Origin of the sequence: Aliivibrio kagoshimensis, from assembly GCF_050337105.1 — a bacterium.
In the GTDB taxonomy this organism is placed as follows: Bacteria; Pseudomonadota; Gammaproteobacteria; order Enterobacterales; family Vibrionaceae; genus Aliivibrio_A; species Aliivibrio_A kagoshimensis.
Genome location: NZ_JAKJSQ010000033.1, coordinates 1 through 19595 on the forward strand (window position 1 = coordinate 1; position 19595 = coordinate 19595).

Genomic DNA, 19595 nt, shown 5'->3' on the forward strand with positions numbered 1-19595 from the left:
ACTTTAGCCTTATGTTATGCAAATAGCTAAATATAATTTTACTTTTAAGGCCTTAATGGCTATCGTTGTACCTTGTGGATGATATAACTTATTGTATTATGGATGATATGAAGAAATGAAATCGAATCAGATACATAAACCCAACAAAAGCCTGCTTGTAGTAACTATTTTATCATTAATGACTGCTTGCAGCTCAAGTCAACTGCCAGAGCTACCTTCTGCGACATCTCACCCTTCGTTAACAAGCGATATTTCAAATTATAGCTATCTCATTGGCCCTGGGGATTCACTTGAGATTTTTGTATGGCGTAACCCAGAAATTTCGGGTAGCTATCAGGTTAGACCTGATGGAAAGATCAGTACCTCTCTTGTCGAGGATGTTGATGTTTCAGGACAAACACCGACTGACGTTGCTCGTGTTTTTGAAGAGAAATTGTCAACATATATTCGAACCCCTATCGTAACGGTAATTGTAAAACGATTTGTAGGGCCTTACAGCGAACAAGTCAGGGTTATTGGTGAAGCAGCGAATCCCAAAAGTATCAGTTATAGAGAAAACATGTCTCTGTTAGACGTCATGATTGAGGTAGGAGGTTTAACTGAGTTTGCTGATGGTAATAGTGCTCGTTTAGTACGAATTGTTGAAGGTGAACAGCAAGAGTATAGTCTTAATGTGGACTCATTAATTCGCGATGGTGAAATTAAAGCGAACATTGATATGTTACCAGGCGATATTATTATTATCCCGGATAGTTGGTTTTAGGTTAGGGCTTCAATACTATGCAAGAAATATTTGAAGACATATTTCACTATCTACGTGGAGTTTGGTTAAAGCGACGTTTTGTACTTGTCATATCATGGTTAATATGTCCGCTAGCCTGGGTATATATTACGTTTCTTCCTAATCAATACGCATCTGAGGCTCGTGTATATGCGGATACACGTTCGATTCTACAGCCTCTACTTAGAGGATTAGCCATACAAACTGATCAATCACAAGAACTTAGATTGATGGTAAAAACGTTGTTGAGTCGCTCAAACCTCGAAGAGATAGCTAGAGCAACAGATGCAGACATTCAAGCGGAGAGTGAGCAAGAGTTTGAAGATATCATTGCTAACCTTAAAGATAGCATTAAATTGAAATCTGCTGGGCGTGAGAATCTGTATACAATTAGCTATGAAGGTGCAGATGCCAGATATGTTAAAGATGTGGTTCAAGTCACCCTTGATGTTTTTGTAGAAAGTGCATTAGGTGAGAAACGTCTCGATAACGACCAAGCGAATGTATTCATTAGCCGTCAGATTAAAGATTATGAAGATAGATTGAGCTCAGCTGAAAAGAAATTAGCCGAATTTAAAAGAGAGAATCAAGGTTTTATGCCTGGCAGTGACCGGAGTTTTTATTCTAGATTAGAAAACTTCACCTCAGAATTAGAAAATACAGAGATCTTATTAAAAGAGGCAAAATCTAGGTTAATGTCAACCAAAGAGCAGATGCAATCTGAAGAGCTGACTTTGGCGGCGATGAAACAGAACACTAGCACTGAGTTTGATGACCGAATTGACAATATGCAATCTAGGCTCGATGACTTATTATTTCGATTTACTGATGCTCATCCAGATGTTATTGAAGCAAAAAGACAACTTTCAGAGTTACATACTTTGAAAGATAAAGAGTTGAAAGAGGTGAAAAATTCTCGTGAGTGGGTAGAGAATAGTACAGTTTATCAAGATCTAAAGCTCAAATTTGCTGAAAACGAAAATGAAGTGGCCTCTCTTGAAGTTAGGCAGCAGCAATATAACGTGAAAATTACTGAGTTGCAGCGTCAATTAGATCTAGTACCAGACGTTGAAGCTAACCTTACCGCTTTAACAAGAAATTACGATATTACAAAAAGTAAATATGAAGAATTACTTTCACGTAAAGAGAGTGCGGTGATTTCACAAAGTGTCGGGGAGTCTGGAGATAATATTAAATTTAGAGTTATCGATCCGCCAATGCTGGCAAGATCGCCTTCTGGCCCACCTCGCGCACTTTATTTGACTATAATGTTAATTGTAGGTTTAGGCTTAGGGGTGGGGTGTTCTTTCTTGATCAGTCAAATTAGCCCGCAAATAACATCAACAAAACAACTCTATCAGTCGATAGGTCTTCCTGTATTTGGCGTTGTTTCTGCAACTGAGATCTCAGGCCTTGAAGGGTGGGAAAAGAAGAAGATGAAGCTATTCATTGCAGGCATTGGTCTGTTACTGATTACCTTTGTATTGTTTGTTGTTCTTAATTCTGTACCCTCGATACATCAAAAACTTCTTTTAGAGGTATCTTACCTGTGAGCACCATTCAAAAAGCAATGGGTAAGCTAAAATCCCAACAAAAGTGTGATAATAAGTCTGAAGCGGCGGTTAACACTGAGTTTACATCACCTATAAAAGCAGAAAGAGACAGTGAACTCGACAATGTGTTGACACAAGATGTGTTAGCAGTAAAAGAGAATGTCATTGATGATAAAGAGATCATTGAGTTGGATCTTCATCACCTAAAGTCATTAGGTATGATAGATGACACAACGACCATTAAAAACAAACGCATGAATGATGAATTCAGGACCATTAAGCATAAGTTATTAAAAAATGCTTTCGGTGAAAACTCGAATTTAAATCGAAATGGTCAATTGGTTATGATAACCAGCTCAAGCCCAAATGAAGGAAAAACCTTTATTTCAATTAACTTAGCGTTGAGCATGGCCTTAGAAAAGAATAAAACGGTACTTCTTGTTGATTCAGATATTCTAAAACCGAGTGTATCTAAATGCTTAGCAATAGAAGAGCGTGTCGGTTTAATTGAATACCTAAATGGTGAGATAGAAGATATCGGTGATGTTATCTATTCAACCTCTATTCCTAATTTGAAGTTGATCCCTGCGGGCAAACCACACTATCAAGGTCATGAGTTATTAACGAGTGATAGGATGACCTCATTAACCAAAGAGCTTTCAAAACGGTATTCTGATCGTATTGTTTTGTTTGATAGTCCACCAATCAATGGGGTAGTCGAAACGGTGGTGCTCTCTTCGTTAATGGGCCAGGCGATGGTTGTTGTGGAACAAGATAAAACGAAGATGTCAGATTTAAAATCAGCAATCTCAAATTTACATGAAGAGTTAATTATTGGGTTAATACTTAATAAAGCCGTTCGAGGATCGTTTAGTAACTTAGGATATGGGTATGGATATGGCAGCTATGGATATGGCAGTTCTGAGACGAGTAGTAGCAGTTAGCATCATCTCTCTCTGCCCCATTGGAGATGGCTTTGCTAAATCAGAACAGAACAATTTTGAACCAAGCGTTGGTGTTGATATCCTGTTTACTGATAACAGAGATAGGACGGCTAGTAATGCAAAAAATGGTCAAGTGACCACCTTTAATCTGGGTGCAGACTTGGAGATTACAGGCAGCCAAAATAGCTTCACAATGGAGTATATTGGTCGTCAGCTTATTGATCATCAAGACTCTGACCGGAACAGCTTTTATAATGAGTTACAGCTTGATAATACATTCCGTTTGCCTGATTCTGGACTTGAATTTGGCCTTCATGGCTCAATCGATAATTTAGCGGATGAACTAGATACAGATGCGACTACTGACATCTTTAGTGGTACAACGATTGAATCAAAGTCCCTCTCAACAGATGTTAATTTTAGCAGCAATCCAAGAAAAAGAGTGAAGCTAGAAGCGTTTGCAGAGCTAGAACTTGTTAGAAATGAAGATACGATAGCCGATAACAATAATGTAGATTCGCGTTTTAATATTACCAATGGTTCTGCTGAGAAGCAGTATTTTGGAGAGCTAGATTATTCATACGAACAAAGTAACTCCGCAGCCAGCAGCAGCTCTGATAAAAATGTAGTGCAAGAGCTCTATGCTGAGTTTGGTTTACAACCTAAAGATCATTGGAGTCCATTATTTAGGTACTCTAATGAAAATCTTAGTAGTAATTCCGCCGAATCTGCAGAGTCTAATTACCTTGGAGCGGGTACTCGGTACTTTTTAGACAAAAAATCGTATCTTGAGTTAACTTATAACATCCCTAATGATAGGGAAACCAATGACAATTACGTTGGTGGTGCTATCAATATGGAAGCTAGTGCTCGCACAAAACTCTATGTTGAATATAGTCGACGTTTCTTTGGTGATGCCTATGAACTGGAATTTACTCATCAATCACGCCGCTTAAAAAATAATATCTCATATACAGAAGAGCCTACTAGCTTTAACCGAAAGTTATTGGTTGGAGGTAATGAGTCTAATCAATTATCACTCCTTAAAGAGTTAGAGTGGACATCCACCCTTGATTTGAAAAGAGGATTTGTTGAGTTCTCTGCTCGTAGCCAAAATACTAAAAACATTGAGGATGGCTCAACTAATACGGAGTTTGATTCTGTAGGAACGACGATTGAATGGCAACATAAGCTGTCTCGAAGCATGACGTTAACGAATACTTTTGATTATGATAAGTATGATTTCTTTGGCAGTGCAAATCCTGATAAAACAGATCATTATCGCATTTTTAAATCACTACTCGAACAGACATTTAATAATCGTGTTACCGCTAAATATACTTTAGAATACTCAAACAGAGATTCGTCAGAAATTGTTGATAATTATGATGAGTTAAGAGTAAGTTTTAATTTGAATAAGCATTTTTAATTATGTATGAAAACCATTTTAAGCTTTCTGATAAGCCATTTAAATTAAGCCCTGACCCAAATTTTTTCTACGAAAGTCCACACCATCAAAGAGCATTTGCCTATTTGCAATACGGTCTTTCACAAGGAGAAGGTTTTATTGTAGTTACGGGGCCAATTGGCACGGGAAAAACCACATTAGCAAGAACACTACTCGCTTCAGTAGATAATAATATTGTTGCCGCACAAATAGCGACAACAAGGCTGACTCCGGATGAGTTAGTAAGCATGGTTGCTTCACAATTTAATATTAACGTAGAAGGCCTGTCTAAATCAGAAATTTTACGAAAATTCGAACTCTTTTTACTGCAACTGCATAATCAAGGCAAACGTGCGCTACTGGTTGTGGACGAAGCACAAAACTTACCCGCTGAAACGGTTGAAGAGTTAAGAATGTTATCTAATTTCCAGCTTGACGATAAACCACTTATTCAGAGTTTTTTATTGGGGCAGGAGGAGCTCAGACCGATTATTGCCCTTCCTCAGATGGAGCAATTTCGACAGCGAATCATCGCGTCCTCTCATCTTAAAGCATTTGATGCGCAGCAAGTGAAAGATTATATATTACATCGCCTTAAACAGGTTGGCTGGGATAATTTCCCGCAATTAAATGATGATATTTTTGAAAAAATCACTGAATATACACTTGGCATTCCACGTAAAATAAACATCTTTGCTGATCGACTTTTCTTATTTGCATTTCTAGAAGAGATTGATGTGATTCAGACTAAAGATGTTGATTTAGTGATAGAGGAATTGTCAGAAGAGCTGTCAGGATCACTTTCTAAAGATGAGTCCGCTGCCGATGAATCAGTTGGAAATAATACCGTCGATATGTCGGGTCCACAACCTACATCATGTCGACAAGATGACGCTATCACGATGACGGATGTCATTACGAATGGTGGTGATGTTATAGAGCCCGATCAGTTAATGAAAACCTTAATGGAAGTTTCTGATGTTCTTGATAATGACATCCAACGTAAAATTAGAGTTATTCGGCAGTTAGATAAATTTATTAGAATCAAAAGTAAGCAAGCTGAGCTGTTAGATAAAAACTAACAGCGTCAACCGTCAACCGTCTACAGGTTAGCTGTACTCTTTTCCTTCGATAGAATATTTCTCCAATAATGAGTAAAGAGTTGGTCGTGTGACACCCAATAGATTTGCCGTATTTGAAATATTTCCCTCGGCATAACTTAACGCTTTACGAATCGCAATCTTCTCTGCATCTTCGCGTACTTGCCGTAAGTTTAACGCGAGGTCGATGTCATTGCCGCCGCTACTTATTCCAAGATCCATTTCATTAATATGTTTACCATCAGCCATAATAACGGCGGATTTGATTTTGTTCTGCAACTCACGAATATTTCCTGGCCAACGATGGGCAGAGAGTGCATTGATGGCATCTTTTGAAAAACTTAGGTCAGGTCTATTAAGTTGTTTTGTACTCTGTTGTAGGAAAAAGCGAGCGAGTAGTAGAATATCTTCACCGCGATCACGCAGTGGTGGAATGTTGATTGTAACTTCGCTAATACGATAAAAAAGATCTTCACGAAATGCTTTTTGCTCTACCATTTTCTGTAAATCTTGATGGGTTGCACAAACTATTTTGGTGTCTATTTGAATTTCAGAACGACCACCCACTCTTTCAATCACTTTTTCTTGTAAAAAACGTAATATTTTAGCTTGAAGAGAAAAGGGCATGTCACCAATTTCATCCAAGAAAAGAGTTCCACCATTGGCGCATTCTATTTTGCCTTTGGTTGTTTTTATTGCACCGGTAAATGCACCGCGCTCATAACCAAATAACTCACTTTCTAAGAGATTTTCAGGAATAGAGGCGCAGTTTATGGCAATAAATGGTTTATCAGAACGATTTCCTTTTTGATGGATCGCTTTAGCAATAACCTCCTTACCCGTACCACTTTCTCCTAACACTAAGGTTGTTACTTCTGTCGGAGCAATACGTTCAACCATTCTTGATACTTGTTGTATCTTGGGAGAGCTTCCAATAAATCCATAATTATCAAGTGAGTGCTGTTTTAAAGCTGCATTTTCTAACTCGAGATTAGCGACGAGAAAAGCACGCTCAACAATAACCGAAAGGGTATCTTCATCTATGGGTTTTTGATAAAAATCATGAGCGCCCATTGCTATGGCTTCCAATGCAACCTCTTTTTGATCATTACCAGTAATGACGATAACTTTGGTATTAGGTGATAGGGCTAGGATCTCTTTAAGTGCTAATAGTCCTTCAGAGGCATTTGTCTCATCGGGTGGAAGACCAAGGTCTAAGGTGACAACTTTAGGCTCATGCCGTCTAATTGCGTTTACGGCTGCCGCTCTATCGCCAGCAATAATGACTTGATACTGACTAAAGGTCCATTTAAGCTGTTTTTGAAGTCCTATGTCATCGTCAACGACAAGAAGTAGCTCCATAAATTACCTTCCTTGGATAAGTAGATGAAAGTTAATTGAGTGAATCACTAGCGATAGGAAAATGTAATGTAAAAACAGTGCCTTCTCCCTCTGTACTGCTAACGGACAAGTACCCATTGATTTTTTGTATGTATTGATTAGCATCATACACCCCAATACCCATTCCAGCATTACCTTTTGTGGTATCAAATGGCTTAAAAAGTCGATTCGTGATGAAGTCGCCACTCATGCCTGAACCTGTATCTGAAAGCGTGATAATAAACTCCGAATTGTGTGATCTGGTTTTAATGAGCACACAACCTGATTGGTCGGTGGCTTCTTGAGCATTTTGGATCAAGTGGCAAAAGACACTGTGTAATCGGCTTGGATCGGTAATGATGTGGCAGTCAGAAGTATGTGCGTACTCAATAGTCGGTGAAGGTAAGTAAGCTTTACGCTGTTCTACCGCACTATTCAAAGTAGATAGCAGTGAAGTTGATACCTCTGATGTAGTATTAATTTGCTTCTGCTTAAGTTGGGCTAACATTTTATTTAAACGTAATACAGAAGAGTCAACAGTATCAAAAGCATCTTCAATAAACTCAGGGTTGTCTCTGTGTTTGATTGAGTTGGTCGATAATAATTGAAGTTGAGCAATGACATTTTTTAAATCATGGACTAAAAATGCTGACATGCGGTTGAAAGCATCAAACTGCTTGCTCTCAGCAAGCTCTTGATTAGAAATATGTAAGTGTAAATAGTTGGTGACTTGAATACTGATAGCACGCATCAAATCACGATCCTCCCAGTTCACATTATCCGTCGACGTTAATGGAGAGAGTAATACCACGGCTTCGAAGCCAGATGGGTTAGATAATGGAATGATGTATTCAAATAACTGTTTCTTAGCCAAGGTGCTTGTATCAAAATCAAAAGGTGTTGCTTCATATTTTTCAATCACCTCCCTCAAACTAACAATCCACTGGTGTGCAAGAGCCAAATTGCAGAGTTCAAAATTAAGCTGATCGGTTTGGCTTAGTAACTCGCTACTGATGTTATGAGTTGCTTTAACCGTAAATCGTGATCCTTCTTTGACCAAGAGTACGCCATATCTGGGCTTAAATGGTGAAATGAAGGTGGTTAATACTGTCTGATAAGGGTTATCGCTACTATTGTTGAGTAAGTTAGCAAATTTAGTCCACTCCTCTCTATATTCATATTTATTAGCGAAAAAGTGTTTCGCAATAAAGACTTTAATTTTTCGCTGCAGTTTTTCAGATAGAAACAGAGCAACCAAAATAAATAGACTCATTGAAAAAAAGAAGATTTGTAGGATATTGCCCCAACTATTCCCAATATATTGTATGTAATAACCAGCTAGGGCCATGACCAGAAGGTAGCCACCAGCGGCTAAAAGTAGTGAGCTGTGGAAAATAACATCACGAGAGACATAAATTCGGACAGACCAATCAGTGACACGGCGAATGGAGAGTAAGATGAAAGGAATCGTGATAATGACAACCCAAGATCGAGCATATAAAAAGGTCACAGGAATGGTTTGAGTTAAAAGCGCATTTGAATAATAGGCAAAGTCGTAAGCAAAGAGTAACCCAAGTCCCATGCAAAGAGGTTTGACTGTCCAGCGTGACGTACTCACCGTCTTTCTAAACAGTGATTCGACCAACCATAATCCAACCAATGATTGCAAAAGATGGAAAATAAAAATTTGGCCAATGAAAAAGGAGGAAAAAAGAGTGCTTATTTCGCATAAAAGAAGAATGGCAACGGTAGCAAACGCAAATAATGTCCCAATCGGTTGCTTAAAAAAAGCACGTAAATTGTTTTTAGAAGAGATCGTGGCAAAGATAAGGGTAAACCAGGAAATATTACGAATAGTCTCGATAATAAAATTAATTTCAACTGGATAGGGGTACTTTAGCAATATAGCGGTAATGAGTGACCATAATGCACTTAACGCGATTGAGATCGCGAGTACCGTTCTTAGAAAACTATACTGTTTTTTATGGGTAAAAATAAGCAGAAGTAACGAGATAAACCCAATAAAGGAAATACAATAACCCACAAAACCCACAACACTTTGCACTAGCCAACTCCTATTAAATTATTCTGTATCACTTAATCTTATAAAATCTCTTGTACCAAGTGACGAAGGAGAATACGCCCTCATTAATATCGGTTTTAGGTTGATAGTTGATTAAAGAACTTAGATCACTACTATCTGCGTAGGTAGTATATACGTCTCCGGGTTGCATAGGCAGCATGTTCAACTTTGCTTTGACACCGATTGCAGATTCGATCGCGGTAACGAAATCAATAAGAGCAACGGGCTTACCGTTACCGATATTGAACACTTGGTAAGGGGCTGAACTGGACGCAGCACTTGAAGTTTCTACTGTCCAATCATTATTTCTAACGGGCGCATGCTCCTGAATTCGAATCACACCTTCAACAATGTCATCGATATACGTAAAATCGCGCTGTAAGTTACCCTTGTTAAAGATATTAATCGAATTTCCTTCAATGATGTCCTTGGTAAATGAGAACAGCGCCATATCAGGTCGGCCCCATGGACCATATACAGTGAAAAAACGTAAACCTGTAGTAGGAATATCGTAGAGATGTGAATATGAATGTGCCATAAGCTCATTGGATTTTTTTGTTGCTGCGTATAATGAAATCGGATGATCGACACTATCACTGGTTTCGAATGGTGTTTTACTGTTTAATCCATAGACAGAGCTTGAAGAGGCATAAGTTAAATGAGCGACTTTGTTGTGTCTGCAACCTTCGAGAATATTCAGGTGACCGACTAAGTTGCTGTCAGCATAAGCCATTGGGTTTTCAAGTGAATATCGCACACCCGCTTGTGCAGCTAGGTGAATGACCCGGTCAAATTTTTCAGAGAGAAACAGGTCAGCTATCTTCTCACGATCTGAAATATCGAGTTTAATAAATGTAAAGTTATCAAAAGGCTCAATTCTAGAGAGGCGAGCGTATTTAAGGTCGATAGAGTAGTAGTCACAAACATTGTCAATACCAACCACATCATGTCCAGCATTACATAGACGAATGGCCACTTCAGAGCCGATAAAACCTGCAGCGCCTGTTACTAAATATTTCATTGGGTTACCAGTCATCCATAACTAGAGAAAACATAATTAAGAGAAAGTGAGTAACGAAAGTCATTCTATTACTCAATAAATTAGGATAACACTGATCAGTTATTGTTTCCTTAATCTATTGAAATAAATATCATATAAGTCGATAGAGGAAACAACTATCGGTGGAGTGAATTAATGTTTTGTATTACCTGCTTGAAAGGCAGCTTGTCAAAGGAAGCGAACCCTTCCATTTTCCGCGCTTTGAGCTTGGTGGTAATCGGTGTGGATATACCACACAAAAAGCGAGTTTGTGATTCTGAGCTAGGTAATTCGCCTGTTTCTTGATGATGAGCAGATAGGTAAGGGGCAAGCCATTGGTTCATCAATTGTTGGTCAATGTCATACTGTTCGATGGAGTGGGGAAGTATGACGGAGTCACCTCGACACGATGAACAGTGGCCACACTGATTTGGTGCTTGGGTATCATCAAAGTACTGTGCCAACTGAAAACTTAGACATGACGACGACTCAAAGAAATCGATCATATCAGATATCCGATTAATTTCAGTCTCCTGCTTTAGCTTAAAGAGCTTGTGCAGTTCATGGGTTAAATCAGGCAGAGAGCTTGGTAGTGTATTCACACGATACACTTCAGTCATCAATTTACTCTCAAGTTCAATCCACCCCCGGTCGTGGAAATACTCAAGAGCGGCAATAACCCGTTTCCTATCTGCACGGTGTTCATTCCATAAACGTTCAAGATCGGGGGTACACCAAATTTTAGCCTTTTTACTGCTGTGTAAAACAGTGGTCGCAAATTGTCGCCTTTCATCACTAAAATGATTAATGATCGTGTCAGGAGCGACTAAATAACGAAATTTATACTCGGCAAAATAGCTGTAAGCGGGTGAGATGATATTGTGAATTTCGAGATAGACCATCAACGTCTTTAATGGCAATTGTCTAATGTTGGTGTGGTTAGAGAGGCGGGTTAATACGATTTCCCACATAGGTTGATCATTACTTACATCAACTCGTTCAATTTCATCAAGTAACGTCTGGATAGAAGACAGATCCGGTGTATCTCCGTAAACAAAATTCTCTAAAACCGTCAAATTATCTTTATTAGCAAGCACGGTACATTCTGAGGGATGATTATCGCGTCCGGCGCGACCAATCTCTTGACTGTAATTTTCAATGGATTTTGGTAAGTCAAAATGAACCACTCGGCGAATATCTGATTTATCAATGCCCATACCAAAAGCGATGGTCGCGATGATGCAGTTTAACTCACCTTGCATGAATCGAGATTGTATCTGTTGTCGTTTATCAGAATCCATGCCTGCGTGGTAGGCCTGAGCACTAAATCCAAGCGTTTGTAGGTGTTTTGCTACTTCTTCCGCTGTATGTTGCAGCGTAACATACACTATAGTCGGTAAGTGCGGATGAAGGCTTAACAGTGAGGTTAATCTGTCTAGCCTTTCCTCTTCGGTAACGGCTTCAATTGAGAGGTCTAAATTCTGACGATAGAAACCGGTTAGTACAATATCTTCACGAGATATTTCAAATTTATCACTCATATCAGTGACTACTTTTGAGGTTGCCGTTGCTGTGAGTAATAGTACTTGTGGAATATTAAGCTCTTGTTGGTAACGAGCAAGCTTTAGATAGTCAGGTCGAAAGTTGTGACCCCATTCAGAGATACAGTGTGCTTCGTCAACGACTAACAAAGAGATAGGCACTTGAGAGATAAAAGAGCGGAATCGTTCGTTTTTGAGTCGCTCTACCGAGATCATCAGTACTTTAGTGTTACCACTTTTAACCTCTTTCATTATCTGCTGGCTCTGTTCCCATGTCTGACTTGAATCGATGGACGCTGCCGGTATATTTTTACTGTGTAAAAAATCAAGTTGGTCTTTCATCAAGGCTAGCAGAGGGGAGATCACTAAGGTGAGATGGGGAAGTTGAGTCGCTGGCAGTTGATAGCAGAGCGACTTTCCAGAGCCCGTTGGAAAGATAGCGGCTGCCGATTTTCCTGCCAACACTTTGTTTATGACCATTTCTTGACCTGTTCTCAACTGATCAAAACCGAATTGTTGTTTCAGGATCTGGTTTAACATGCAAACTCTCGACGGTAGTAAGTGGCAGAATCATACTGCATTTAACTTGATATCGAATAGAATTACCATGTAAATATATACAGCAGTTTTAGAATGCGAGTGATATCTCCTAATAGAGTTGACCTCGTTAAACTCTGGTTACTTGATTAGGCTATTGATTGTGTGCGCTTTAACCACTTTAAGCAGGGTATCCTCTTCCATCTTAAGGGCATAATTTGCCATCTTTTTTAAACGAGAAAGCTCTTCGTCAAATTCAAGTTCTTTGCAGATCATTATTTTTAATAGAAGCTGTTCAAATAGATCATCAGACATCGATAGGTTGGACATCTCTAGATAACTCTTTTTGGTGTCACTTTTATTATCAGGGCTTCTTGATAAAAGGTAGATTTTGGCCAGCTCTCTAAATTTAGGGGCGAGCGGATTAATCTGAGATAGCGGCAATACCAACTTCTGATTGAAACGTTTTGGTTGAAGTGTAAACATCCAAATAAGCAGAGTGAAGACTTCCGGACGTTGCCATTGAGAGGCCTTTATGCGTGTAAATATGGTTGGAATGGCTCTCTCCCCCATATCGACTGACGGAAAAAAAGTGCCAATTAAGACCATAGAATAGAGCCTTGATATTAAGTAAGTAGCGTGTTTATAAATATGGCTCAAAAGTTCAAAAGCTAAGGTATACTGACCATTGTGAAGCAATATTTGGCAGTGTAACTCTTTAAGCTTTGTGGAGTTAGGGAATTTTGCTAGTAATGGAGTAATGATTTTTTCTGCTTCATCAAACTGTTTTAAAGTGATCAGCACCTCGATTTTTAAGTGGATGGCATTCAGCGATGGGCTCTTATCAAAAAACTTGTTTAACATTTTTAAAGCGATGTCGTTATGGCCCTTCTTCCTTAAAAAAACACAAAGGTTGGTGATGGCATTATTGTGTGCCTTATTGGTTGGGGCTGAAGGCAATAGCTTAAGTGCGGTACCAAGGTTAGAGCTGAGGAAGCTATCCATAACACTTTTTTCGAATTTACGATCAACAATACTGCTGGAGATGGCATCATGGAGGTTATTACCCCTCAATGGCTTCAGCAAGAATCCATTAGGATTAAAGTCAGAAAAACCACTAAGTACTGAGATAGAGTTATCAGCCGTGACCACAAAAATCATGGGATTATGGTCAAGCAATCCTAAATACCGAAAGCGCTCTAGTGTCTGTAAACCGTTCATGCTCTCACCAAGGTTGTAATCAACCACTAAGATGTCAATGTGTCTATTTTTACAGATAGATAGCGCAATACTGGCGTTATTTGCCGTATCAATATTGTGAGGTAAAAATCCAATTTTTTTAAGAATGACGCAGCTAGTCCTGAGTATTAATTTGCAATCATCGATAAGTAAAACACGCATGTCTTTAATTTGCATAATATTGTTAAACCTGATTAAACGTTAAATTAGGATGAAAAAGTAAAGATATCTGTAAAATACTACCTTATTGCTTTACTCTCATGCATAGTGGGGTACCACCTCTGCTGCCACTGTTTATGCCAAGTATTGAGCAAATCCACGGATATTGGCTTACTAATAAAATAGCCTTGGCCTAATCCGTCACTGATTTGTGCGAGGTGCTTTAATGTTGCGAAGTCTTCAATACCTTCTGCGACCGTCATCATGTTGAGTTTATCGGCTAAAAAGAGGCTGGCTTCGACGATGGAATTTGAACGTTTATTCGTCAACATTTTTTGAACGAAACTGAGGTCAATTTTTAATTCACTAAAAGGCATGTCATCGAGAAGCATCATCGATGAATAGCCCGTGCCAAAATCATCAATTGAGAGTTCAAAACCACGCATACAGAGCCTAATGGCCGAACACAGAGTAAAGCCAATATTCTCAATAATGTCGGTTTCGGTTAATTCGAACTTGATGTAATCGACCAGTGTTGGGTGTTCATCCAATAGGGCGATGACATAGTCAATAAACGCTTGATCTAACAGCTCTTTGGAGCCAATGTTGATGGCGACACTGCGGTGGCCAAACATCGGCTTATCATTGATCACTTGTTCAATAATGAATTTTGTTAACTGAGTGCCGAGACCAAAATGGGTCAGTTCGGGAAGAAAGCTACCTGGAAATTGCAAACCGTATTCAGGGTGCTGCCAACGAATTAATGCTTCACTTTGAACCCACTCTCCTGTTCGTAGTTTGATTTGGGGTTGATAGTGAAGGATAAACTGGTTCAGATTGAGCCCCTCAACGATCGATTTTTTATCAAAGGAATGTGTTGGGGCCGGTACGCTTTTAAGTTGACCTTCATTATACAGCAGCGCTTGTAATGATTGTTTGCTAATGGGCTTGTTAAGTGCACCTAATAACTTCATATTGTACGCTTCACACATACGTCCTGACGCTTTTAATACTACGTCATCAACAGCACTCGAAATGATGACTTCGCCAGAGTAGTTCGACTCCCCCAATATACGTAGTAATGAAATACCATCCAATCCAGGCATATTCAGGTCACAAATAATGACATCAGGCGCGTTGCATTTAATCATTTGAAGTGCATCTTCAGCATTACTGATTCCGTAGGCATCAAGCCCTGGGAGCATGTTAAGTAATGAGAGAATAGTCCTACGTTGAAAATCATGGTCTTCAACGACAAGAAGTTGTTTAGGCATATATAATTACAACCTTATAAGTACTGTTTGATAGTCAATTACACTAGCTCTAATTGAGTGATAAACTGTTCGACATCATCAAAATATTGAGTGTACTTGTCCGTGTGTCCAAGCATTGCCGAGTGTTCAAAATCTGACAGGGAATTTGCTAAATGATCTACATCTAGCATTAATGCCGCTCCTTTCATTCGATGCGTGATCTCTCGTACTGATGCGTGGTTATCGCTACGGAGAGCAATAAGCAACTCTGCAAGATCACACTTCTGACTGGTGATAAAATCACTGGTTATGCTGGTGGCTGTCTCCACATCTCCAAAGAGTTCGACCAGTTTATCTAAGCTAATAATGGAGTTTTTAGCTGAAACCTCAGTGTGTTCACTGGTAATGCTAGTTAATTGCTCCACGGTCAAATCAAATTCGGCGAAATCGAGCTCATCATTGGCGGGCGTGGTGCACTCTGGTAGCCATTTTACAAGGGTATCTCGCAGCTTTTCCATCGCGATTGGTTTAGACAAGAAATCAGACATCCCCAATTCGATACATTTTTCACTCTCTCCAACAATGGCATTTGCGGTCAATGCCACAATCGGGATGGAATCAGAGAAGGTAGAGCGCTCCATAGAACGAACTTTTCGGGTTAGCTCATACCCATCCATCTCCGGCATGTGGCAATCAGTAAGTAATAGGCCATACTGCTTCTCATTGAGTGCATTAAACGCTTCTACACCGTCATTAACGATGTCACAGTGGTAGCCTAACTTGGTCAACTGGGTGTTGATAACTTGTCTATTGATAGGGTGATCTTCTGCAACCAGAATAATGCGATTATCACGCTGAGCCTCTTCTCTGGTCTGTACCTTGTCTATCTGTAACGATGTAGGTTGATAGGTTTTTCGATCATCGTTAGCCATGTTTGGGTTGTTGAGACATAGCTGTAGATGCTCTGGAACTAATGGGTTCACAGATATCATCCAATTATGATCATAGGGTTCAGGAGAGAGGAGAGAACTCTTCTCTAATATAATGATAGAGATCTCGGGTAAGTGAGCAGAAAGCCATTGATGGTCTAGGTTTAATCTTTTGTAATCGTCGCGACTTAAAAATAAAAGGTGTATGTTGTTACCCACTGCAGACTGCATCATCAGCTCTTTGTTATCAAAAGTTCTATTCAAGATTGATGATTTTTGCGCTTGAAGATAAGCGATGAGATCTGGCTGCTGAATGAAGTCACCCACCATTAAACATTTTCTATTTGCATTGATCGGGGCTACGAACGATTCAATCACTCTAAAAGGTAGGATGACACTGAAGGTGGATCCTTGCCCTAACTCACTCTGAACGTTAATTTCACCGCCCATTATCTCCACAAACTGGTGGGAGATAGATAAACCTAAACCGGTGCCGCCAAACTTTCTGCTGGTGCTTTCGTCGGCTTGAACAAAAGGTTTAAACAGTTTATTAATGGCGCCTTGACTGATGCCCACACCGGTATCACTAATATTGAACCGAATAGTTTGGATATCATCTTGCTGAGAGACAAATTCAATAGAGAAACGTACCTTGCCAGTGTCGGTAAACTTAACGGCGTTGTTCATGAAGTTATTGAAGATCTGGCCGAGCCTAACATCATCCGCCTCGATGATTGAAGCAACTTTAGGATCTAACCAATACTCACAAAGTAGCCCCTTTCCATGAGCGTGGGGAGCATGAGTTTGGATGGTACGTGAGAGTAACGAGTGCAGATCAATCGGTACGGGTGATACCTCAAGCTTACCCGCTTCAATTTTTGAGAAATCTAAAATGTCATTAACAATGTGAAGTAAATTATCCGATGATTTGGTCAAGCTTGCATGGATATTTACCACCTCTTCTTGCATCGGATATTGCTGTAATATTTCCAGTAGACTAACAATGCCGCCAATTGGAGTACGGATCTCGTGGCTCATATTGGCTAGGAATCGAGACTTGGCTTCCGTCGCAGCAATAGCATTGGTTTTGGCAATTTCGAGTTCACGTTGTTGCTTTTTCAATTCAGTGATATCAGTCAGTACTGTATTCCACGTGTAGGTATCACAGTTATCGTGAACTCGGCTCTGAATCTGCAACCATTTGTCTTCACCAGCGAAATTGATGCGAATCTCATCAGATTGCAGACCAACTTTGGCAGCGGTGCGTGATTTTTGAATAAAGATGCGTTGGTGTTCTTTATCTAACAGACTGAGGAATTTACGATGATCAGCCATTAACTCTTGTCGACTGATGCCGACAAAATCGATAATACTGGCACTGACAAAAGTAAAATTAATATCGCTTAGGTTCGATTTGCTTTGAATCAGCTGAATCACAACACCATTGACATTATTTGCGAGTTCATTCACTCGCTTCTCGGCTTCTCTAGTTCGAAGTTCGGCGTTACGAAGTTCAGTGACGTCATTGACGATGGTCACTACGCCATCAACCTGGCTGCTTTCTGAAGTGTGATAAGGACACTTCCAATAAGAGAAATGTTTGACTGTGTTATGCAGTTCAATCTGTTTCTCCATGCGAGGTAATATTTCTCCATTAAATATCTTCTCATCGTCGATATCGTCTTCAAAAATGGTTTCAATACTTGGGAGGTGCGCAATATTATGCAGCTCAATTTCGGTTGTGTTTTCCGCTTTCAGCTGGACAGCCGCGGTATTTGAAGTGAGCATGTGACCATTTTTATCACGAACTAAAATAGGGAACGGGATAGCATCTAGCAGTGACCGTTCGAACTTAACACGTTGTTTGAGTTGGTCTTCGATTAATGTCCGCTGTTCTACCTCTTTTTGCAGACGTCGGTTCCAATAAAATACCCAGCAGATAAGAATAAGACTGATGGTTGCGATGGCGACGATCCAAGCGATCACTTGCGTAACCTGTACCCCAGTATTGTATGAGGTCTGTATCCATTTTTTCTCAATATCTTTCAAACGAGCTGGTGGAATAACTGAAATGGCTTTGTTAATGATATCCAGTAAAATCTGATCCTCTTTAAGAAACGCAAACCCAACAGGGATAAACGAGCGTTCATTAATCGAGTTGATAACTTTGATTATGCCGGCATATTGACCTTGAATATAAGGAGAGGAGATCAATAGTGAGCTGATGGCGACATCGATCTGTTGCTCATCAACGGCTTGAAGAAGATCCTCGATGTGATCATAACTTTTAATGGTACACCCTGAGCAATACTCTAGTGCCATACTTTCACCGTAAGTCGCAGATAAAATGCCTAATGTATGCTGGTTTGAAAGGTCATTTGATAGCTCGGACTTCCACTCACCCACACGGCCAAGAAGAACCCAAGGCTCACGCATAAAGGGTTGGCTTAAACTCATCTGGTTGCGACGTTGTGCACTTGGGGAGATGGATGACATCATGTCATACTCACCGTCTAAAAAGGCGCTGTAGGTCTGTTGATGTGTTTGACGATTCTTAGGGATAAATTTTAAGCCTGTTAACGAGCTAACTTCATCTAACACGTCAGCAGCAATGCCTTTATAACCTTCACTATCTACAATCTCAACTGGTGCCCAATCCGCCGCCACCCCGATATGAACTATGGGGTTTGTGTTTATCCACTCTTGCTCTTTTGTTGATAGGTGTAGAACCGATATCTTTCTCACAAATTCACGCTGTCTTTCATCCAACCACTTACGTAAAATTCGCTCATATTCGGGCATCTCGTTCACTTCACGAATCGCTTTATTTAAGCGCTCTAGCATGACGTGATTAGATTTCCGAACACCGATATAGAGTGTATCTACTGGAAGATCATCGAGCAGATAGATGTTAACTTGCTCTTGAAGGTGGCTGTTTTTATAGTGCTCATAGAGCATTACACCATCACCGATTTGAGCATCTGCCATGCCTAACGAAATGGAGCGAATCGCTTCACGGTTGCTGGGCACCGTAAGAGAGTCTGTCCCAGGAAGAATGTGTTTTAAAAACTCTTTATCTGCAAAGCCTTCAATAGTGGCGACGGTTTTGCCTTTTAACTCTTTATAACTATTGAGTGGTGTCTGACTAATGACGGCCCTACGAATCGCGAGAATGGATTCCGAAAAGGTCATATACGATTCACGTTCTAACGTAGCGGTTACACCGATCATTACATCGAGCTCACCCATTTTATACGCTTGCATGACCAAACTGAACGTCGGGTAGGAGTAAATTTCTACCTCATATCCAGCTTGTTGTGCATAGCGTTTAAAAAGTGAGGGTAATAAACCAACAATTTCCCCATTGTCATCTGTGATGGCTAATGGCTCAATAAACTTGCTTGGAAAGCCAACACGTATCACTTCACGATTTGAAGGTGAGAGTTGGGAATCGACAGCATAGCTATTCCATGCAAAGAGCAGAGCAAATGATATTACAGCAAAATTCAAAAGTGTCTGTTTAATATGATACATTGGTTACCGTCACGTTAGGGGTTTACGTGCGGTATAGTAGCATGTTTTTAAGGCACATCATGTTGGTTGGGGTATA

Annotated in this window: 12 protein-coding genes; 5 read left to right on the forward strand and 7 right to left on the reverse strand. The window is 39.8% G+C overall.

The features are described from left to right. Positions 1-115 precede the first annotated feature (115 nt). From L4C32_RS11960 to L4C32_RS11980, 5 genes are read left to right on the forward strand one after another with little or no spacing between them, the layout of a single operon-like run. The gene (locus L4C32_RS11960) at positions 116-763 is read left to right on the forward strand and encodes an XrtA/PEP-CTERM system exopolysaccharide export protein (RefSeq protein ID WP_428197108.1); all 648 of its coding nucleotides are present in this window, start codon (positions 116-118) and stop codon (positions 761-763) included. Between the two features lie 17 nt (positions 764-780). Next, positions 781-2334 (forward strand): XrtA system polysaccharide chain length determinant, encoded by a 1554-nt coding sequence (locus L4C32_RS11965; protein WP_428197109.1) that lies wholly within the window; start codon positions 781-783, stop codon positions 2332-2334. Next, positions 2331-3278 (forward strand): XrtA-associated tyrosine autokinase, encoded by a 948-nt coding sequence (locus tag L4C32_RS11970; RefSeq protein ID WP_428197110.1) that lies wholly within the window; start codon positions 2331-2333, stop codon positions 3276-3278. The genes L4C32_RS11965 and L4C32_RS11970 overlap by 4 nt, the downstream gene beginning before the upstream one ends. Further along, entirely contained in the window at positions 3226-4707 is a 1482-nt protein-coding gene (locus tag L4C32_RS11975) for a porin family protein (protein WP_428197111.1), read from the forward strand. Before L4C32_RS11970 ends, L4C32_RS11975 begins: the two co-directional genes overlap by 53 nt. Positions 4708-4709: 2 nt before the next feature. Continuing rightward, positions 4710-5807, forward strand: coding sequence for an XrtA/PEP-CTERM system-associated ATPase (locus tag L4C32_RS11980; RefSeq protein WP_428197112.1), 1098 nt, complete (start codon positions 4710-4712; stop codon positions 5805-5807). Positions 5808-5834: 27 nt separating this feature from the next. On the opposite strand, the gene prsR is transcribed toward L4C32_RS11980, so the two are convergent. From prsR to L4C32_RS12015, 7 genes are all read right to left on the reverse strand, one after another. Then, a complete protein-coding gene (prsR, locus tag L4C32_RS11985) occupies positions 5835-7187 on the reverse strand; it encodes a PEP-CTERM-box response regulator transcription factor (protein WP_428197113.1) in 1353 nt (450 codons plus the stop codon). 31 nt (positions 7188-7218) lie between these two features. After that, positions 7219-9270, reverse strand: a complete 2052-nt coding sequence (prsK, locus tag L4C32_RS11990) for an XrtA/PEP-CTERM system histidine kinase PrsK (protein ID WP_428197114.1) — start codon at positions 9268-9270, stop codon at positions 7219-7221. 28 nt (positions 9271-9298) lie between these two features. Then, a complete protein-coding gene (locus L4C32_RS11995; protein ID WP_428197115.1) occupies positions 9299-10309 on the reverse strand; it encodes an NAD-dependent epimerase in 1011 nt (336 codons plus the stop codon). A gap of 155 nt (positions 10310-10464) precedes the next feature. Further along, on the reverse strand, positions 10465-12408 hold the full coding sequence (locus L4C32_RS12000; protein WP_428197116.1) for a RecQ family ATP-dependent DNA helicase: 1944 nt from the start codon (positions 12406-12408) through the stop codon (positions 10465-10467). A gap of 138 nt (positions 12409-12546) precedes the next feature. Further along, on the reverse strand, positions 12547-13821 hold the full coding sequence (locus L4C32_RS12005; RefSeq protein WP_428197117.1) for a response regulator: 1275 nt from the start codon (positions 13819-13821) through the stop codon (positions 12547-12549). Positions 13822-13883: 62 nt separating this feature from the next. Next, positions 13884-15077: an EAL domain-containing response regulator gene (locus tag L4C32_RS12010; RefSeq protein ID WP_428197118.1), complete on the reverse strand. Its 1194-nt coding sequence runs from the start codon at positions 15075-15077 to the stop codon at positions 13884-13886. A gap of 38 nt (positions 15078-15115) precedes the next feature. After that, on the reverse strand, positions 15116-19519 hold the full coding sequence (locus L4C32_RS12015; protein WP_428197119.1) for a transporter substrate-binding domain-containing protein: 4404 nt from the start codon (positions 19517-19519) through the stop codon (positions 15116-15118). Positions 19520-19595: the final 76 nt, after the last annotated feature.